At 43.5% G+C, this 18738-nt stretch carries 15 protein-coding genes; 14 read left to right on the top strand and 1 reads right to left on the bottom strand.

Features of this window, described 5'->3' with window-relative positions; translation table 11 throughout:
• Window positions 1-58 precede the first annotated feature (58 nt).
• From BM257_RS03085 to buk, 4 genes are read left to right on the top strand one after another with little or no spacing between them, the layout of a single operon-like run.
• A complete protein-coding gene (locus BM257_RS03085; RefSeq protein WP_092068141.1) occupies window positions 59-1126 on the top strand; it encodes a mannose-1-phosphate guanylyltransferase in 1068 nt (355 codons plus the stop codon).
• Window positions 1127-1143: 17 nt separating this feature from the next.
• Window positions 1144-2343 carry a GDP-L-fucose synthase family protein gene (locus tag BM257_RS03080; protein ID WP_092068139.1) on the top strand — a complete coding sequence of 400 codons (1200 nt, stop codon included), beginning with the start codon at window positions 1144-1146 and terminating at the stop codon, window positions 2341-2343.
• A gap of 48 nt (window positions 2344-2391) precedes the next feature.
• Window positions 2392-3228, top strand: a complete 837-nt coding sequence (locus tag BM257_RS03075) for a phosphate acyltransferase (RefSeq protein ID WP_092068137.1) — start codon at window positions 2392-2394, stop codon at window positions 3226-3228.
• A complete protein-coding gene (buk, locus tag BM257_RS03070) occupies window positions 3225-4292 on the top strand; it encodes a butyrate kinase (RefSeq protein WP_092068135.1) in 1068 nt (355 codons plus the stop codon). Before BM257_RS03075 ends, buk begins: the two co-directional genes overlap by 4 nt.
• Before the next feature lie 47 nt (window positions 4293-4339).
• Here buk and BM257_RS03065 read toward each other — a convergent pair whose 3' ends face one another.
• Window positions 4340-5830 carry a xylulokinase gene (locus BM257_RS03065; RefSeq protein WP_092068133.1) on the bottom strand — a complete coding sequence of 497 codons (1491 nt, stop codon included), beginning with the start codon at window positions 5828-5830 and terminating at the stop codon, window positions 4340-4342.
• A gap of 189 nt (window positions 5831-6019) precedes the next feature.
• Here BM257_RS03065 and BM257_RS03060 point away from each other — a divergent pair, with 189 nt between their 5' ends.
• The 10 genes from BM257_RS03060 to BM257_RS03015 all read left to right on the top strand — a co-directional run bounded on the left by BM257_RS03060 (window position 6020) and on the right by BM257_RS03015 (window position 18728).
• Window positions 6020-6388, top strand: a complete 369-nt coding sequence (locus BM257_RS03060; protein ID WP_072289623.1) for a response regulator transcription factor — start codon at window positions 6020-6022, stop codon at window positions 6386-6388.
• Between the two features lie 26 nt (window positions 6389-6414).
• On the top strand, window positions 6415-7620 hold the full coding sequence (locus BM257_RS03055) for a sugar transferase (protein ID WP_092068131.1): 1206 nt from the start codon (window positions 6415-6417) through the stop codon (window positions 7618-7620).
• A 24-nt stretch (window positions 7621-7644) separates the two neighbouring features.
• Window positions 7645-8670 carry a TolC family protein gene (locus tag BM257_RS03050; protein ID WP_092068129.1) on the top strand — a complete coding sequence of 342 codons (1026 nt, stop codon included), beginning with the start codon at window positions 7645-7647 and terminating at the stop codon, window positions 8668-8670.
• Between the two features lie 21 nt (window positions 8671-8691).
• Window positions 8692-10875, top strand: coding sequence for a GumC family protein (locus tag BM257_RS03045; protein ID WP_092068127.1), 2184 nt, complete (start codon window positions 8692-8694; stop codon window positions 10873-10875).
• Window positions 10876-12399 carry an O-antigen ligase family protein gene (locus tag BM257_RS03040; RefSeq protein WP_092068125.1) on the top strand — a complete coding sequence of 508 codons (1524 nt, stop codon included), beginning with the start codon at window positions 10876-10878 and terminating at the stop codon, window positions 12397-12399. It begins immediately after the preceding gene.
• A 19-nt stretch (window positions 12400-12418) separates the two neighbouring features.
• Entirely contained in the window at window positions 12419-13300 is an 882-nt protein-coding gene (locus tag BM257_RS03035; RefSeq protein ID WP_092068123.1) for a glycosyltransferase family 2 protein, read from the top strand.
• A 5-nt stretch (window positions 13301-13305) separates the two neighbouring features.
• Window positions 13306-14478, top strand: coding sequence for a glycosyltransferase family 2 protein (locus BM257_RS03030; RefSeq protein WP_092068121.1), 1173 nt, complete (start codon window positions 13306-13308; stop codon window positions 14476-14478).
• A 9-nt stretch (window positions 14479-14487) separates the two neighbouring features.
• Entirely contained in the window at window positions 14488-15663 is a 1176-nt protein-coding gene (locus BM257_RS03025; RefSeq protein WP_092068119.1) for a glycosyltransferase family 2 protein, read from the top strand.
• Between the two features lie 398 nt (window positions 15664-16061).
• Window positions 16062-17201: an AAA family ATPase gene (locus BM257_RS03020; RefSeq protein ID WP_092068117.1), complete on the top strand. Its 1140-nt coding sequence runs from the start codon at window positions 16062-16064 to the stop codon at window positions 17199-17201.
• Window positions 17202-17231: 30 nt separating this feature from the next.
• Window positions 17232-18728, top strand: a complete 1497-nt coding sequence (locus tag BM257_RS03015; RefSeq protein WP_177215995.1) for a lipopolysaccharide biosynthesis protein — start codon at window positions 17232-17234, stop codon at window positions 18726-18728.
• Window positions 18729-18738 lie beyond the last annotated feature (10 nt).

Genomic DNA, 18738 nt, shown 5'->3' with positions numbered 1-18738 from the left:
TTCGTTCTTATCGAATATTTTTTGTATTTTTGCCAAATAATTATTAGAAATTATCACTATGGCAAGAATTAACAACCATTTGGTCATCATGGCAGGAGGCGTTGGAAGTCGTTTCTGGCCGATGAGTACTGAGGAGAATCCCAAACAGTTTATTGATGTTCTGGGTATCGGCAAGACCCTTCTCCAACTGACTGTTGACCGCTTTGACACTATCATCCCCCGTGAGAACGTATGGGTAGTGACCAACCAGAGATATGTGGACATCGTTGCCAAACAGTTGCCAGAGATGCCACGCAACCATATCCTCTGTGAACCTTGTCGCCGTAACACAGCACCCTGTATTGCTTATGTCAGCTGGCGTATTAAGTCTACCGATCCAAAAGCGAATATCGTAGTATCCCCTAGCGACCATATCGTACTGAATACCAGCGAGTTCCAGCGAGTCATTACAGAATGCATGGAATTTACCTATGATAGTGATGCCATTGTCACCTTGGGCATGAAACCGAATCGTCCAGAAACGGGTTATGGCTATATACAAGCCGCTTTATCCAGCAACTCACTGCGTAACAAGGGAATCTTCCGTGTAGACTCTTTCCGTGAGAAGCCCGACCTTGCCACAGCCAAGCAGTATATCAGCAAGAACAACTATTTCTGGAATGCCGGCATTTTCATTTGGAACGTGTCGACCATCGTTAATGCCTTCCGTATCTACCAGCCTGCCATGGCGAAGATTTTTGAGTCCTTGTTGCCTGTCTATGGCACAGACCGGGAACAGGAGGAGATTAACCGTTTATTCCCTGAATGCGAGAATATATCCGTAGACTACGCTATCATGGAGAAGGCAGAAGAGATTTTCGTCTGTCCTGCCGACTTCGGATGGAGTGACCTTGGCACATGGGGTTCCCTGTTGCAGAATACCAAACAGGATCTTTACGGAAATGCCTGTATCGGTTCGGACATCTCCATGATAGAGTCGCATAACTGCATGGTTCATACCGCCCAAGAGAAGAAGGTGGTCATTCAGGGACTTGATGGCTATATCGTGGCAGAGAACAATGATACCCTGCTTATTTGCAAGCTCTCAGAGGAACAGCGTATCAAACAATTCTGTGGACAAGGTTAATAGAGTGTTTTCTCACGATGTTAGCAAAAAACAGTAAAATATATGTAGCTGGACACAATGGACTCGTTGGGTCTGCGATATGGAATAACCTGAAGGCTCGTGGTTACGAGAACCTCGTAGGACGTTCGCACAAGGAGTTGGACTTGACGGACCAGGTGGCAGTCAGGAAGTTTTTTGATGATGAACAGCCGGACGCGGTGGTCCTTGCCGCTGCCTTTGTGGGTGGTATCATGGCGAACTCACTGTATCGTGCCGACTTCATCATGATGAACATGAAGATTCAGTGTAATGTCATCAGTGAGGCGTATGCCCATGGGGTGAAGAAACTGTTATTCCTCGGTAGTACCTGTATCTATCCGAAGAATGCTCCCCAGCCCATGAAGGAGGACTGTCTGTTGACCTCTCCCCTGGAGTACACCAACGAGGAATATGCCATTGCGAAGATTGCAGGTCTGAAGATGTGTGAGAGTTATAACCTGCAGTATGGCACTAACTATATTGCCGTGATTCCCACCAACCTGTATGGTCCTAATGACAACTTCCACTTGGAGAACAGTCACGTGATGCCTGCCATGATGCGTAAGGTCTATCTAGCGAAGTTGATACACGATGGTGCCTGGGAAAAGATTGCCGTTGACCTAAACAAACGACCAGTAGAAGGTGTCACCGGCGAAGGTCTTCTCAGCCATCTGCCTTCATACATCTCACATCGAGACGAGGTTTTATCAAAACTAGCCAAATATGGCATCTTTGATAACCGAGTCGTCCTCTGGGGCACCGGTACGCCACTCCGTGAGTTCCTGTGGAGCGAGGATATGGCGGATGCCTCCGTCCATGTGTTGCTGAATGTGGACTTCAAGGATGTCATTGGCATCGAGAAATACTCCTCCGTACATTACGGTGCCAGCACCGATGGTGCCGTCGACCGCAACCATAGTGCCGGTCGTGGTGGAGCCATCCCGTCACTGGGTGAGATCCGCAACTGTCATATCAATGTGGGAACGGGTAAGGAACTGACTATCCGGGAGCTCTCGGAACTGGTTGTCAAAGCTGTCGGTTTTGAGGTAACAGTGGAGTTTGATGCCAGCAAGCCTGATGGTACCATGCGGAAACTGATTGATGTGAGCAAACTGCACTCTCTGGGTTGGCATCATAAAGTGGAGATAGACGAGGGTGTCCGTAAACTTTTCGAGTGGTATCAGGACAGCCTCAACTAAAGCCCTCTCGGTCAACTAGAATCCTTAGAATAATTAAAACAAAAGCCTATGCAACCTATCAAGACCTTGAATGACATGATTATCTTCCTGCGAGAACGGGGAGACCGTAAGCGTGTCGCTGTCGTATCCGCCAGTGATGCCAGTACACGATACGCTGTAGAGAAAGGCAAAGAGATGGGGTTTATAGAACCTATCTATATAGATGGTGACGACAAGGAGGCTTGTGCCCGACAGGCAGTAGCACTCTGCAGGAATGGTGAGGCAGATATCCTGATGAAGGGATTGATCAATACGGACGTACTTCTTCGTGCCATCTTGGACAAGGAAAAAGGAATCATCCGCCCGGGACACGTATTGACCCATGTGGCGATGGCAGAGATTCCCAAATACGAGAAACTGCTTTTCTTCACCGATGCCGCTGTCATCCCGGTCCCTACTCCCGCCCAACGACGCCAGCAGATTCATTACATGAACTATGTGTGTCACGCCATGGGCATTGAGGAGCCACGCATCTCACTCATTCATTGTGCAGAGAAAGTGAGCGCCAAGGCGTTTCCCTATACAACGGACTATCTAGAGATTATCGCTGAGGCACAGACAGGATGTTTCGGACATTGCATCATCGATGGTCCCCTTGACCTGAAGACATCGCTTGATGCTGTCAGCCTGCATGAGAAAGGGATTCACAGTATCATCGACGGACAGGCGGATGCCCTGATCTTCCCCGATATCGTAGCTGGTAATGTTTTTTACAAGACCTTGACTCTCTTTGCCTATGCGAAGACAGCTGGTGTATTACAGGGGACCCTCTGTCCTTGTGTAGTATCTTCCCGTGCAGACAGTCCTGACTCCAAATATTACTCACTTGCCTTAGCAGCCCTATGAAGATATTAGTCATCAATCCCGGTTCCACCTCCACCAAGATGGCTGTATATAAAGATGAGAAGCCGATATTACTCCGGCACATCGCCCATACAGCCGAAGAGCTGGCGCCTTTCGGGGATATCACGGAACAACAGTCTTTCCGTCGCCAGCTGGTACTCGATGAACTCCAGCAGGCAAATATCCCATTGGATTTTGACGCGGTGATTGGAAGGGGCGGACTGGTCAAGCCCATTGCCGGTGGTGTCTACGAGATCAACCAGAAGATGATTGACGACACCCTGCATGGTTGTGTGATGCATAACCACGCCTGCAACCTCGGCTGTCTCATCGCCCATGAGATCGCTGCCACCATTCCAGGATGCCGTTCTTTCTTTGCCGACCCTGGCGTCGTGGACGAACTGACTCCCCTCGCCCGCATCAGCGGATCGCCCATCATGCCACGTATCTGTATCTGGCATGCCCTTAACCAGCGTGCTATTGCTCGTCGCTATGCCCGTGGTATCGGCAAGGAATACGAAGACTTGAACCTGATTATCTGTCATCTCGGCGGGGGTATCAGTGTGGCTGCCCACGAACACGGTCGTGCCATTGATGCCAATAACGCACTGGACGGTGAGGGGCCACTCTCTCCCGAGCGTGCCGGCAGTCTTCCCGCAGCAGATCTGATACGACTCTGCTTCAGTGGGAAATATACTGAGAAACAACTCCTGAAGCGTATTGCGGGACAAGCGGGACTAACCGCACATTTGGGTACGAATAATATGCGGGAAATCTTGGAACGTATTCATCAAGGAGACGAGCATGCCCAACTGCTGGTGGACGCCATGCTTTACCATACCGCTAAACAGATAGCCAGTGAGTCTGCCGTCCTCTGTGGACAGATAGACGCTATCCTGCTGACAGGTGGTATGGCACATAGTGAATATATAGTCAGTGAGCTTCGCCGTCGCATTGGATTCCTCGCCCCTGTCTATGTGTTCCCTGGTGAGGATGAGATGGAAGCACTTGCCCTCAATGCCCTTGCCGTATTGCAAGGTAAACGGGAGGCAAAGGAATATCAATAAAATAGGGGCGGTTATAACCGCCCCTATTATCATCACAACCGCAGTTGTCAAAGTTTCTCGTTCAATGTCTCTTTCCAACGGGCATACGCTGCCAGATACTCCGCACGATTAGCCTCCTCTGGTTCGATGACCTGTAACTTGTCCAGTGTGGCGAATGCCTCGTTGTTATCCTTATAGATACCAGCACCCATACCTGCACCTTTGGCAGCACCTACAGAGCCATCCGTATCATAAAGTTCGATGGTGGCGCCACTGACACCTGCCAGGGTATTACGGAACAACGGACTCAAGAACATATTCGCTTTTCCCGCATGGATATTCCGGATATCCATACCCATCTGCTGCATGATCTCCATACCATAGCAGAAGGAGAACACAATACCCTCCTGGGCTGCACGCACCAAATGTGCCTTATTATGCTTGTTGAAGTTCAAGCCATTGACAGAGCATCCGATCTCCTTGTTCTCAAGGACACGCTCAGCACCATTACCGAAAGGAACGATTGTCACGCCTTCACTGCCGATGGGCACAGAGGCTGCCAGGTCATTCATCTCCGCATAGCCGACATCCGGTGTGATGTTACGGTGAACCCAAGCGTTGAGGATACCTGTTCCGTTGATACACAGTAATACACCAAGACGAGTCTGCTGGGCGGTATGATTGACATGGGCAAAGGTATTCACACGACTCTGTTTGTCATAGTTCACCTCTCCCAAGACACCATATACCACACCAGATGTTCCTGCCGTAGCGGCGATCTCGCCAGGATTGAGCACATTCAATGACAGAGCTTTATTGGGCTGGTCACCACCTCTATATGAAATAGGTGTACCAGCTTTCAGTCCCAGTTCTGAGGCTGCGGCAGCACTTACCTCACTCTGAATACCGAATGTCGGTACGATATCAGCAATCAGAGAGGAGTCGAATCCATAGTATTTCATCAGGAAATCAGCAACCTGGTTGTTTTTGAAATCCCAGAACATACCCTCGGAGAGACCACTCACCGTTGTATTGGCAACACCGGAGAGACGCATAGCGATATAGTCACCCGGTAACATGATCTTGTAAATCTTGTCGAAAATCTCTGGTTCGTTTTCCTTCACCCAGGCAAGTTTGGCTGCCGTGAAGTTACCAGGAGAGTTCAACAAATGGGTCAGACACTGGTCAGCCCCCAAGTCGTTGAAAGCCTTCTCGCCATAGGGCACCGCACGGGAGTCACACCAGATAATAGAAGGACGCAGTGCCTGCAAGTCTTTGTCCACACAGACCAGACCGTGCATCTGGTAGGAAATACCGATTGCCTTGACATCCTCGGCGGTGGCACCTGCATCAGCCATGATTTTCTTCAAACCAAGCTTCATGTTGTTCCACCACATCTGCGGATCCTGTTCCGCCCAACCGGCTTTCACAGCAGTAATAGGAGCCTCTTTCTCGGGAAAGAATGCTGATGCTGCACATTTACCACTGTCTGCGTCCACCAATGATGTCTTTACAGAAGAACTGCCGACATCAATACCTAATAAATATCTCTTTGACATAATTTGATAAAAAATTAACTATAACATTAAAATTACGTTTATGACCCCAAATTTCTTTAAAATATTTTTAAAAACCAACTTTTTTCTTCTTTTTTGGCATTTTTTTATCATTATTTGACTACAATTAAAAATATTTTTTTACCTTTGCACATTGGAACAATATAAGCGTGAACTAAGTTTTATTCATATATGAAGAAAAAAATATTAATTCTTGATGACAAAGAGACCATCGCCAAGGTTCTCTCCATCTACTTGATGAGCGACTATGATGTACAGTGGTTGCCTGATGGTTTGCAAGGCGTGAAATGGCTTCAGGCAGGAAACACACCGGACTTGATTATCTCTGATATCCGTATGCCTGGTATGCGTGGTGACGACTTCTTGGAGTGGATCAAGCAGAACGAGCTATTCCGCCATATTCCTGTAATCATGCTCTCCAGTGAGGACTCCACCAGTGAGCGTATCCGTTTGCTGGAGATTGGCGCAGTCGATTATATCGTCAAACCATTCAACCCCATGGAGTTGAAAATTCGTGTCAAAAAGATTCTTCCCAATTAATTATTGATATAGTATATATATAAAATATGATAGGTGTTGTTTACTTAGGTAACAATCCAAAGACACAGGAAAGGCTCAAATACATCCCGGGGCAACTGGTCCGTATGGCAAATGCCTATAAGGACGCTGCTCAGGTATGTACCCCACACGTATCCAATGAGCACTTTATCGTCTTCTTTGAGCGTAATGTCCGTAGTGAGGATATTACCGCGATCACCTATCTGCGCAAGAAATGCCGTAATGTCTATATCATTCTCCTGACCGACAACATGACACCGGAGGAGCGTGGCATCTATATGAAGTGTGGTGTGAACGACACCATCAACAAAGACGCTTCTGTCACGGCATTGAACAAGAAGATTCAGTTTATCTCTGACCGTGAGAACATCCTGTTCGATGACGAGGCTCCTAAATACAAGATCCTGAAGTTCAAGATTCCTGTATGGAAACGCCTCTTTGACATTGTGTTCTCAGGACTTGCCATTATCATCCTCTCCCCGATTTTCATACTGACGGCAATCGCCATCAAGTTGGAGAGCAAGGGGCCTGTCTTGTTTAAGTCCAAGCGGGTAGGAACCAACTACACCATCTTCGACTTCCTGAAATTCCGCAGCATGTACACAGATGCAGAGGATCGGCTCAAAGATTTGAGTAAGTCCAGCAATCAGTATGCGGAAAAAGAAGAGGAAGAGGAGGATCATAAGACCATTACGGCACCACTTGGTGAAGAGGCTGAACAGGATATGCTGAATATGGGTATGGAGTCCGGAATGATGATCAGTGACGAGGAGATCATGCTGATTGGTGACGACTTCGTTGTGGCAGAGAGTGACTTCAACAAGCAGAAAGAAGAAGAGAACAACAATGCCTTTGTGAAGATTGAGAACGATCCCCGCATCACCAAGGTGGGTAAGTTCATACGTAAATACAGTATCGACGAGCTTCCACAGCTCTTTAACATCCTGAAAGGTGACATGTCAATCGTCGGCAACCGTCCTCTCCCACTTTACGAGGCAGAGAAGCTGACTGCCGACACCAGTATCGACCGCTTCATGGCTCCCGCTGGACTGACAGGACTCTGGCAGGTCGAGGAGCGGGGCAAGGGCGGCAACATGTCTGCTGAAGAGCGCAAGCAACTGGATATTACCTACGGACAGACTTACAACTTCATGTTGGACATGAAGATTATCTTCCGTACCTTATTTACATTTGTACAGAAAGAAAACGTTTAACACCGCAGATAAACCCAAACAAAAATGAACAAAATAAAACGTTTACTATTACTGACTACCGTAGCATGCTTAGGGTTGACCATGCAGGCACAGTCATTAGATGAGAGCGGTATCAGTGCAGGTTTCTTTGACTCAAGCGAAGAGGCTACCTTGAATTTCTCAACGTTCCACCTGCCTCCATTGTCTGTTCTCTTTGAGAATGCCAAACAGAATCCACAGATTCTGTCAATGGAAAAATCAGAACAACTTGCCAGGGCTGAGGTAGCCAAACAGAAACGTCACATTTTCTCATACGTCCATGCCCATGCCAGTTATAGTTATGGTAAGACTGATGTGTATGGTCAAATGACGAACAATCAGACAGGAACCATGAATTTTGTGCCTATCTTTGAGTCTAAAAACGGTACGGAACAATCCTATTGGAATGTAGGTGTTAACCTGAACTTGCCATTAGAAGACATTCTGGATTATGGATCCGCCATCAAGCGTAAACGTTTAGAGGCAGATAAGGCAAAATTGGACAAAGATATCAAATTTGAGGATTTGAAACTTCAGATTAGTACACTCTATGCAAAAATCACCAATGCTTTGGTGACCCTAAAAACAGCAAGTGAGGGTGCTGCTGCCTATCAAGGAGCCGGTGCATTGAATCAGGAAGATTTCCACCAGGGAAATATGTCCATTGAAGATTATGCATGGACAAAACTGCATGAAATGAGTACGGTGTCAACTTATCAAAACTTACAAACAGAGATTATCACAGATATCCTCACCTTAGAGATTATATCCCGCACTCCTATCATCACCAATGCAACGACGGAGGTGACCTTAGATGGTACCATTCATAAATCCGAAAAACAAATTCGCCGCGAAAACAAAGCTTTGGAGAAACGTATTGCCAAAGAGGTAAAAGCAGATGAGAAGCGTTATCAGCAGTTAGAAAAAGCGGAGAAAGAAGCAAAGGCGAAATCCGATAGGATTACAGCACGTGAAGCGGCAAAATCTGCCAAAGCAGCACGAGCATACGAGAAAAGCAGTAGAAGAAAATAATAAACGATAAAATAAAAGGCTATGGATTTATTTAGATATATCGTTCGTTTTTTATACAAAATTCGTTGGTATCTAGTCATTTTACCACTAATCGCATTAGTTGTCGCTTGGTTTATGACCCGTCACATGGAGCGTATTTATGACACCAACACCACGATTTATACGGGTATGATCACGGGGTATAACATTGAAGGAGGCTCTGGAATTGCTGGTGGTAATCCACAGACCAACATCACAAACCTGATGCTGATTATCACGACGGAGAACACGATTCGTGAAGTCTCTTTGCGTTTGTTTGCCCGCTGTATGATGTATGGTAACCCCAACAAGGATAACAACTACATCTCTGCCGAGCATTTCCGTCAGTTGAATGCCTCTGTCCCTGCTGATGTCAAGGCTTTGATTAATCACAATAGTGAGTCGGCAACGTACGCCAATTTAAAGGCATACGAGAAGCCTTCACAGGACAACTACCTCTTTGGTCTTCTGAATTACCATCCTTATTTTGGTATCAACAACATCACGGCAAGATTGAAAGTCATGCAATTGCAACATAGTGATATTATTGATATTGGCTATTCAGCAAATGACGCAGGTATTGCCTATAACACTTTGGACATTTTAAACGAGGTTTTTGCTCGTCATTACCAGCAACTTCGCTTTGGTGAGACCAACAACGTCATCAAGTTCTTTGAGCGTGAGGTGGCACGTTTGTACCGTATTTTAACAGGAGCAGAAGATGATTTGATTCGTTACAATATCTCCAAACGCATCATTAACTATGGCGAACAAACTAAGCAACTGACCATTCTGGAAATGCAACAGCAAAATTTCCGTAACCAACAGTTGATGGACTACACCACCTCCAAGGCGTTGATGGACTATCTGGAGCGGCAATTAGGCGACCGTGCCCGAGTCATTCGTGCCAACAAGCAGTTTACGGATCATATTAAGGATATTTCCCGTTTACAGTCCCGTATCTCCAACCTTCGTTTGATGGCTGGAGAAGGCGGCGACCTCAACAATGAGGCACAAGAAGAGATGCAGAAAGCACAACGTGAGTTGCAAACAACTACAAATCATGTTAAAGATTTGACTCATGAGATTGAGGCTGGAACCTATAGTACAGAGACGGGTGTCAAAGCAAATACCATGATTGATCGCTGGTTGGAGCAGATGCTTTTGATGGAGAAAGCACGTGCCGAAATGTCGGCTACCGATATTATGAAACAAGATTTGGATCGTCAATATCTGTTTTATTCTCCTATCGGAGCAACGTTGGATCGTAAGTCACGTCACATAGGATTTGTGGAGGGCAATTATATGGAGATGCTAAAAGCATTGAATGCAGCTCGTCTGCGTCAAAAGAATTTGCAGATGTCTACTGCAACCTTGCGTGTATTGAACCCACCGATGTTCCCGTTGAATGCACAACCTACCAACCGTCTGATGATTTTGTTGGGTGCTTTCCTGCTCACCTTCATGTTAACGGCATTATGGTTCTTTATCATCGAACTGCTCGACCGCACCTTGCGTGACCGTATGCGCTCTGAGCGTATCACGAAGATACCTGTCATGGGCTGTTATCCGAAAGAGAGCAATCTGCGCTATCGCCGTTTCAACAAGACGATTGCTGACATGTCGCTCCGTCAGCTCAGTAAGGCATTACTACCTAAGTTCAAGGAAGGACAGCAGAACGTCCTCAACCTGTTATCCACCGACTCCGGAAATGGTAAGAGTTTCTTGGCGCAGGAATTGGAGAATTACTGGATTTCCATTGGTTTGCAAGTTCGCCGTCTGACATACGATGAAGATTTCCTTGCCGAAGACAGCAAGTTCATCATGGCAAACGGCATCAAAGACCTTTGTCCGGATATCTTACCAGAAGAGATCGCTATCATCGAATATCCTAACTTGGACGAGAACTCCATATCTCCTGCCCTTTTGAATATGGCAACCGTCAATTTGATGGTGACACGTGCCAACCGCACCTGGAAGGATGTCGACCAGAAAGCTTTGAAGGAAGTAGAGGCAATGTTGGATGAGGAGCATAAAGACAGTCTCTTTATGTACCTGACCGAAGCAAGCCGTTATGCGGTAGAGGAGTTCGTCGGACAATTACCACCTTATACCAAGTTTAACAACTTTGTATATCGTATGTCCCAGTTAGGTTTGACTGCTGTTGAAAATAATCACGCCAAATAAATGATAAAAAACTTTGCGACATATACGCAAGAAACGGGAGGAAGAGCAATATTGCTCTTTCTCTTGTTTGGTTTAGCCATTTACCAGTTCATTTCAGCAGGGTTCAGTGCCTATGCCTTAGTATGCGCAACTCCACTTATTATAGTTTTTGGATATATTGCTTTTAAATACCCTATGGCAGTATTCTGGACACTATGCGTCTTTAACTACATCGTATTTGGTCTTGATAGAAATCATTTATTACCTAATGGTCTACCGATATCAATAGTGGTTGAAGGATTGGAGATTGTCCTACTAGCTGTGGCAATTATGGATGCACGTCAGACACCTCATTTCGATCGAACATTTAACCTTATGCTATATGCACTTTTCATTTGGTGCGGTTTTTGTACTTTGGAGGTTTTAAACGACACCTGTGGATTAGGGATCAATATAGGGGCGTGGTATCAAGGGGCTCGTATGATGGCTTTCCAGATTATGTATGTTTTCTTGGTCTTCACCATTTATATTAATAATACTAAAAGACTTGTCCAATATATTTTTTTCTGGGCAGGACTATCCATTCTAGCAGCAGCGTACACTTGGAAACAATTACATTTTGGATATAGTGCTGCCGAAAATGCATGGTTGGCAAATAGTGTGACCCATGTATTACAAGGTGGAACCTTGATTCGTAATTTTTCTTTTTATAGTGATGCCGCAAATTATGGAGAAGGAATTGCTTGTGCCGCGATAGTATTTTTTATCATCGGAATCACAAGTAAAATTAAAAAACATCGTTACTTTTTTTTAATAACAGGATTTATTTGTGTATGGGCAATGTTCCAAACTGGAACACGTACGGCAATAGCATGTTTAGGTGCAGGAATAATGGTATATATTTTTCTCTCCAAATCCATTAAGATTGCTGTCTCTGTGACATTATTTTTTGTATTTTCATACATTATTCTTGCTTTTACAAATATTGGTGGCAGTAATCAACAAATTCGTCGTATGCGTTCTGCTCTTGATCCTAAAGACAAATCAGCCAATGTTCGTACTATTAATCAGCAAACGATGCGTAAATATATGAAAGATGCACCTTGGGGTATTGGATTGGGCATGAATTATAAATATGTTCCCGCCAATAATAAATATGCCAGAATGTCTAGTATTCCACCAGATTCAGAGTATGTATTCATCTGGCTTCGTACTGGAAAAATTGGTATTACGACATTTATTATCACAATGCTCTTGATGTTAGGCGGAGCTTGTTGGATAGTTTTATTTAAAATAGACAGTCCCTCGTTACGAGGAATTGGGGCAGGAATGTGCTGCGCCTTTGTTGGGATACAATTGGGTGCATACGGAAACCAAGTACTCATGCAATTTCCAAATTGCTTGATATTTTATGGAGGACTGACCATTGTCTATGTTTTACCTTTCATGGAGAAGGAATGGGTTGAATATGAAGCAAAAGAACTCGCCAAACAAGAAGAAAAAGAACGACTCAAATTAGAAAAGAAGAAAGCTTCGAGAGTGTAATTAAGTTGATAATTGAAAGTTGAAAGTTGAAAAGTTATTATCCATCATTACTATCAATTACAACGGGCTGCAAGACACCTGTGAATTGATTGAGTCATTACCTGCTGATGACGAGTCATTAGAGGTAATTGTGGTGGATAATGCCTCTACTCAAGACGAAGCATCAGAAATTGAGAACCGTTTTCCTCATGTGATGGTCATAAGGAGCGACGAGAATTTAGGTTTTGCCGGCGGTAATAACCTTGGTATCCAAGCAGCCCATGGCAAATATCTCTTTTTTCTCAATAACGACACTATCATACATCAGCCATCAGCCATCAGCCATCTCATCAAACGATTAGAATCGTCTGATGAAATAGGAATAGTATCTCCTAAAATTCGGTTCAGTTGGGGAAACCAACAGATACAATATACGGGATATACGCCTTTGTCGTATATTACCTTGCGCAACAAACCTATTGGATGTGGAGAGGAAGATCGTGGGCAATATGATACACCTCACCCCACCCCATACGCTCATGGAGCTGCGATGATGGTAAAGAGGGAGGTCGTCGAAAAGGCAGGACAAATGCCTGAATGCTATTTCCTTTATTATGAGGAACTCGATTGGTCTGTCATGATACGACGGACAGGTTATGAGATTTGGTATGAGCCTGCATGTACTGTCTACCACAAAGAGAGCAAGACAACTGGGCATATATCTCCTTTGAAGACATTCTATATCACCCGTAACCGACTCCTTTTTGCCAAACGGAATGTCAAGGGAATATCCAAATATGTGTCTTATCTCTACCTAATGGTGATTGTGGCACCAAAGGATATGCTTAAATATTGTTGGCAGGGACGTAATGACCTGTCCAAGGCGACTTTTAACGGAATCATTCAATTTATGAAACTATAAAAATTATGGAATTTTGGAATATACTATATATAATTGACTGGGTATTGTTTGTATTTGCGGTACTGACGGTACTCTATATGCTGTTTTTTACTATCACTTCTATGTTGTCACATAAAGGGGCACTACCCAAGACTAACCACCAGAACCGTTTTATCATATTAATTCCTGCTTATAAAAACAAGAGAGTTCTCCAGACAGTCCGATCGATGTTGGCACAGACATACCCCCAACGTCAATTTGACATCTCTGTCGTCTCTGACCACAATGATGAGATGACAAATATGCGACTTGCACAAGAGCCTATTACCTTATTGACACCCAATTTTGAGAAAAGTACCAAAGCAAAATATTTACAACTTGCCATCAACAACCTTCCTCAATTTAAGATTTATGATATTATCGTTGTCTTAGATGCAGGAGACTTGGTAGAGCCTGAGTTCTTAGAAAACTTGAATGCGGCATTTGAATCTGCAGGAACCAAGGCAATACAAACTCATATTCTGTCCCGTAACCGCGATACCACGGCAGCACGCATGGGAGCTATCTTTGAGGAAATCAACAACTCTATTTTCCGTCGTGGACATATCGCCGTAGGCTTATCGGCTGGTTTGATGGGCTCTGGTTGCGCTTTTGACTTCAACTGGTTTAAGGGCAATATCTTCAAAGTCAAATCCGCTTGGGAAGACAAGGAATTGGACGCGATGCTGATGCGTCAACATGTTCATGTTGATTATTTTGACCAGATTTACGTTTATAATGAGAAAACGAGGGAATCAAATGAGTTCAATCGGGAGAGAGGACGCTGGTTGAAAGCGCAATATCTGACGCTATTAAAGAATATCCAATACCTGCCCGTCGCCTTAGTCAATCGACACTACAGCTGGGCAGACAAAATCATTCAATGGATGTTGATGCCACGCATGGTATTAATGGCTGTTATCATTTTGATGAGCATCATTATGCCTATGATTTACACCACCCTTGCCTTTAAATGGTGGGGACTCTTCACTATTACCCTGCTAGTCTGTGCCATGGCAACACCCGACTATTTGGTAGACAAGAATTGGAATGCCACCTTCTTCAAGTCACCCCTTGTCTTTATGAAATCCATACCAGGACTCTCTAGAATAGCAGATTGGATTGAGATTAGGGAACAAAAAGGGAAGAAGAAAGATTAGCACTAACTGATGTGGACCGCAATACATATAACAGACTGGTTGCTATGGCTTTTCATGGCGCCCTCTGTCATCTATGTCGCTTTCTACGCTTTCGTCTCCCTCTTCCCCTCCCGTCCCTCCCCCCTCAGCCCTCATCCATCAGACATCAAACATCAGCCATCCAACTTCCTCATCCTCTTCCCTGCCTACAAGGAAGATGCGGTTATTGTCCATTCCGTACGCCAGTGCCTGGAACAGATTTATCCCAAAGAGTACTATCACATTGGAGTGATCTCTGATCACATGCAAGAAGAGACGAATGAGTTATTGCGTCAATTACCCATCACTTTGTTCACTCCTCAGTTTGAGAAGAGTAGCAAGGCAAAGGCTCTTCAATATGCCATAGAACATACAGAGGAGTCCTATGATTATCTCATCATCTTAGATGCAGACAATATGGTTCTGCCAGAATTCTTAGAACAAGTCAATGCTTCCTGTCAGCAAGGCTATCGGGCGATTCAATGCCACCGTTGTGCAAAGAACAGCGACAATGATGTTGCCGTCTTAGATGGCATCAGCGAGGAGATTAACAACTCTCTTTTCCGCAAGGCACATAATACCATCGGCATCTCCTCCGCCCTCATCGGCTCTGGTATGTGTTTTGAGTACGAATGGTTTAAAAACCATGTCGGTTTGTTTGAGACAGCAGTCGAAGATCGGGAAATGGAGATTCAACTGATGAAGGAGCATATATTCATCAAATATGAAGAGCATATTCCCGTCTATGATGAGAAAGTCAGCAGTTCAGAGAATTTCCAACGCCAGCGTTTGCGTTGGATGACCGGACAAATCCAAAGTCTCTTGCTGATGCTCCCCTATTTGCCTACCGCCATCAAGACAGGGAACATCCATTATATCGACAAAACAATGCAACAGGCACTGATTCCTCGTTCCATACTCTTGGTACTTTCTTGTTTCTTTGCCATATTAATGACCGTCATCAATCTTTCATGGAGCATCAAATGGTGGGTACTTTTCCTCATAATCTCCCTCTCTATCTTCATTGCCATTCCCAAGAGAATGCGTACTAAGGCTTTGTTTGGCAAGTTTTTCTCTACCATCAAGTTGGTTGGTCTGATGTTGGGCAACCTGTTGAAAATGGATTTAAAGAGCAAAGACTTCCTCCATACAACCCATGATAAATAGGGTCACTAATTGTTGGCTTTACCATAATATAATTATTATAGTATGATAATTATAAGATAATAATGCCGAACAATTCATCACGGAATTTCCGTCACACATTTTACGTGATGAAAAAGCCAACTTTGAAAATAAAAACCAGCCAACTTTGGAAGTGAAATCCAGCCAACTTTGGAAATAATCACTCTAAAAGTTTGTAATAACAAGAGTTTTTTGTACCTTTGCCTATCGCCGTGACGATGGCATTTATATTGTTCCAATAGGTTGTTTAAAAGACTAATAATGAGTGGACGTATACATTTATGATAAGAATAATAATCCGTTAAAGAATGTAAAAAAGTAGCGGTGTATCATATTTATTATAAACATAATAATTATATTTGCAATAAAATTAGGACGAGATGAGTGTAATTGATGTAAATAACCCTTTTATCATTAGGAAATACCTATCAGACAAATACTTTTGTGATAGGGTAAAAGAAACAGAATTCCTTCGCAAGCATATGACAAATGGGCGTGATGTCGCACTGATCTCTCCTCGCCGTATCGGAAAGTCTGGGCTCATTCAGCATTTCTTCCATCAATCTGATATCAAAGATAAATACTATGTCTTTTATATTGATATCTATGCCACGACCTCCTTAGCTGAATTTGTGTATGCATTTGGAAAGGAGATCTATGAGCAATTAAAATCACAAAAGACGCTATGGAAAGAGAAGTTTTTCCAAGTCATTACATCTTTCCGTATTGGCTTTAAGTTAGACGCTATGACAGGGGCTCCATCCTTCGATTTAGGGCTGGGGGACATACAAGCACCACTGACTACTTTGGATGAGATCTTTACTTATATCGATGAGGCAGATAAACCTTGCATCATCGCTATTGATGAGTTTCAACAGATAGGAGAATATGCAGAGAAAAATGTAGAGGCATTGCTTAGAACAAAAATACAACAATGCCAGAAGGCACAATTCATTTTTGCCGGCAGTAAACGCCATATGATGAGCAACATGTTTAACACTCCCTCAAAACCGTTCTATCAAAGTGCCATCAGTATGGGACTTGCCCCCATTCCTATGGATACATATACAGACTTCGCTTGCCATTTATTCCAAGATAATGGAAAGGATATAGACGAAGAGGTCGTTAAGATGGTTTGGAGTATGTTTGACGGTTACACATGGTTTGTACAGATGATGATGAATGAACTTTATGCCTTGACACCAACTGGCGGACATTGTCAGGTAACAATGGTCAAAGAGGCAAAGAACAATGTGATTATTTCTCAGGAAGGGAGTTATAAAGATTTAATGTCCAACCTTCCCCCTAAACAGAAAATCGTATTACAAGCTATTGCCAAAGAGAGGCTTGCCAAGAATATCACATCAGCAAAATTCATCAAGAAATACAATCTTAGCTCAGCCAGTTCTGTTCAGTCTGCTATCAAGTTATTACTTAAAAATGACCTTATCACACAAACAGACGGTGTCTATCGGGTCTATGACCATTTCTTTGCAGAATGGCTGAGTACTATCTATTAAATAATGAGTGGGCGTGTACATAAAAGTGTATTGAATGCGGAAGTAAATCTGATCTTTTACTTCCTGTCCCTCTTTTTCGCTTTTTTCTCCAGAAAGATCTTCCTAGATAACTTAGGAGCAGAGTTCATTGGACTTACTGGTACCTTGACCAACATTTTAGGCTACCTGAACCTTACAGAATTAGGCATATCAGCAAGTGTTGGATATTTCCTATTCAAGCCTCTCCAGTCAAATAACCGCCAAAAGATACAAGAAATCCTATCATTATTAGGATATCTGTACAATTGGATTGGAGCTATTATCTTTGCAGGAGCTTTTGTAATTAGCCTCTTCTTCCCACTTATCTTTACCCATGCCAATTTAGGGCTTGGTATCATCTATTTTGCTTTCTATTCTTTCTTAGGCTCTTCACTCATTGGCTATTTCATCAATTACCGACAGATTCTGCTCAGCGCCGATCAGAAAAACTATTTGGTCGCCATCTATTACCAGTCGGCAAACCTAGTAAAAATCGCTCTTCAGATATATCTTGCCTACCATTACAAAAACTTATATATTTGGGTAGTTGTAGAATTCCTGTTCGGTATCATTGCTTGCATTATTTTAAATTGGAAAATCAACAAGGAATATCCCTGGTTAAAGGTAAATAAAAAGGATGGCAAAGCATTACTCAAAAAATATCCAGAGATTATCACAAAGACTAAACAGGTGTTCATTCATAAAATCAAGGACTTTGTATTAGTCAGAAGTGACGAACTTTTCATTTTCCTTTTCGTATCCCTGAAAATGGTAGCTTATTATGGCAACTATATGATTATTATCTCGAAGCTCATATCCCTTTTCTCTGCCGTTACAGGCAGCGTAGGCGCAAGTGTGGGAAACTTGGTTGCTGAAGGTGATAAGAAGCGGATGCTTAACGTTTTCTGGGAGTTTACAACCATTCAGCACACAATTGCCGCCATTATAAGTTTCTCTTTATACAATTTTTTAGAGCCCTTCGTTACACATTGGTTAGGATCAGAGTATATCATGGACCATAAAATCCTGATACTTCTTATTATCTTTATCTATATCGCCAACTCGCGCAATGCCGTTGATTCCTTTAATTATGCCCACGGACTCTATGCAGATGTTTGGTCTGCATGGGCAGAATTAATAATCAATGTCTCGATTACGATTATCTGTGGACTAAAATGGGGTATTATTGGTATCCTGTTAGGTAAAATTGGCAGTCTCCTTAGCATTGTCGTACTTTGGAAACCTTATTATCTCTTTACCTCTGGTTTCAAGGAGTCTGTATCTATCTATTGGAAGGGGGTATTGCGTAACTACACGATCTCCTTCTTCGCCTTTTTCTCTGCAACTTATATATTAAAACAAATACCTATCAATCCCTACCATACCATCTGGTCATGGATAGGATATGCTGCCATTGGCATGGTCATTTTCCTAACAATTGACCTAACCCTCACTCTCCTTTTTGCCAAGGGAGCTAAGGATAGTCTTAATAGAATTAAAAGAATCTAAATAAGAAACT

Origin of the sequence: Prevotella sp. tf2-5 (assembly GCF_900115435.1) — a bacterium.
Taxonomy (GTDB): domain Bacteria; phylum Bacteroidota; class Bacteroidia; order Bacteroidales; family Bacteroidaceae; genus Prevotella.
The sequence above is the reverse complement of the archived record's forward strand: the minus strand, read 5'-3'. Positions and strand labels throughout refer to the sequence as shown.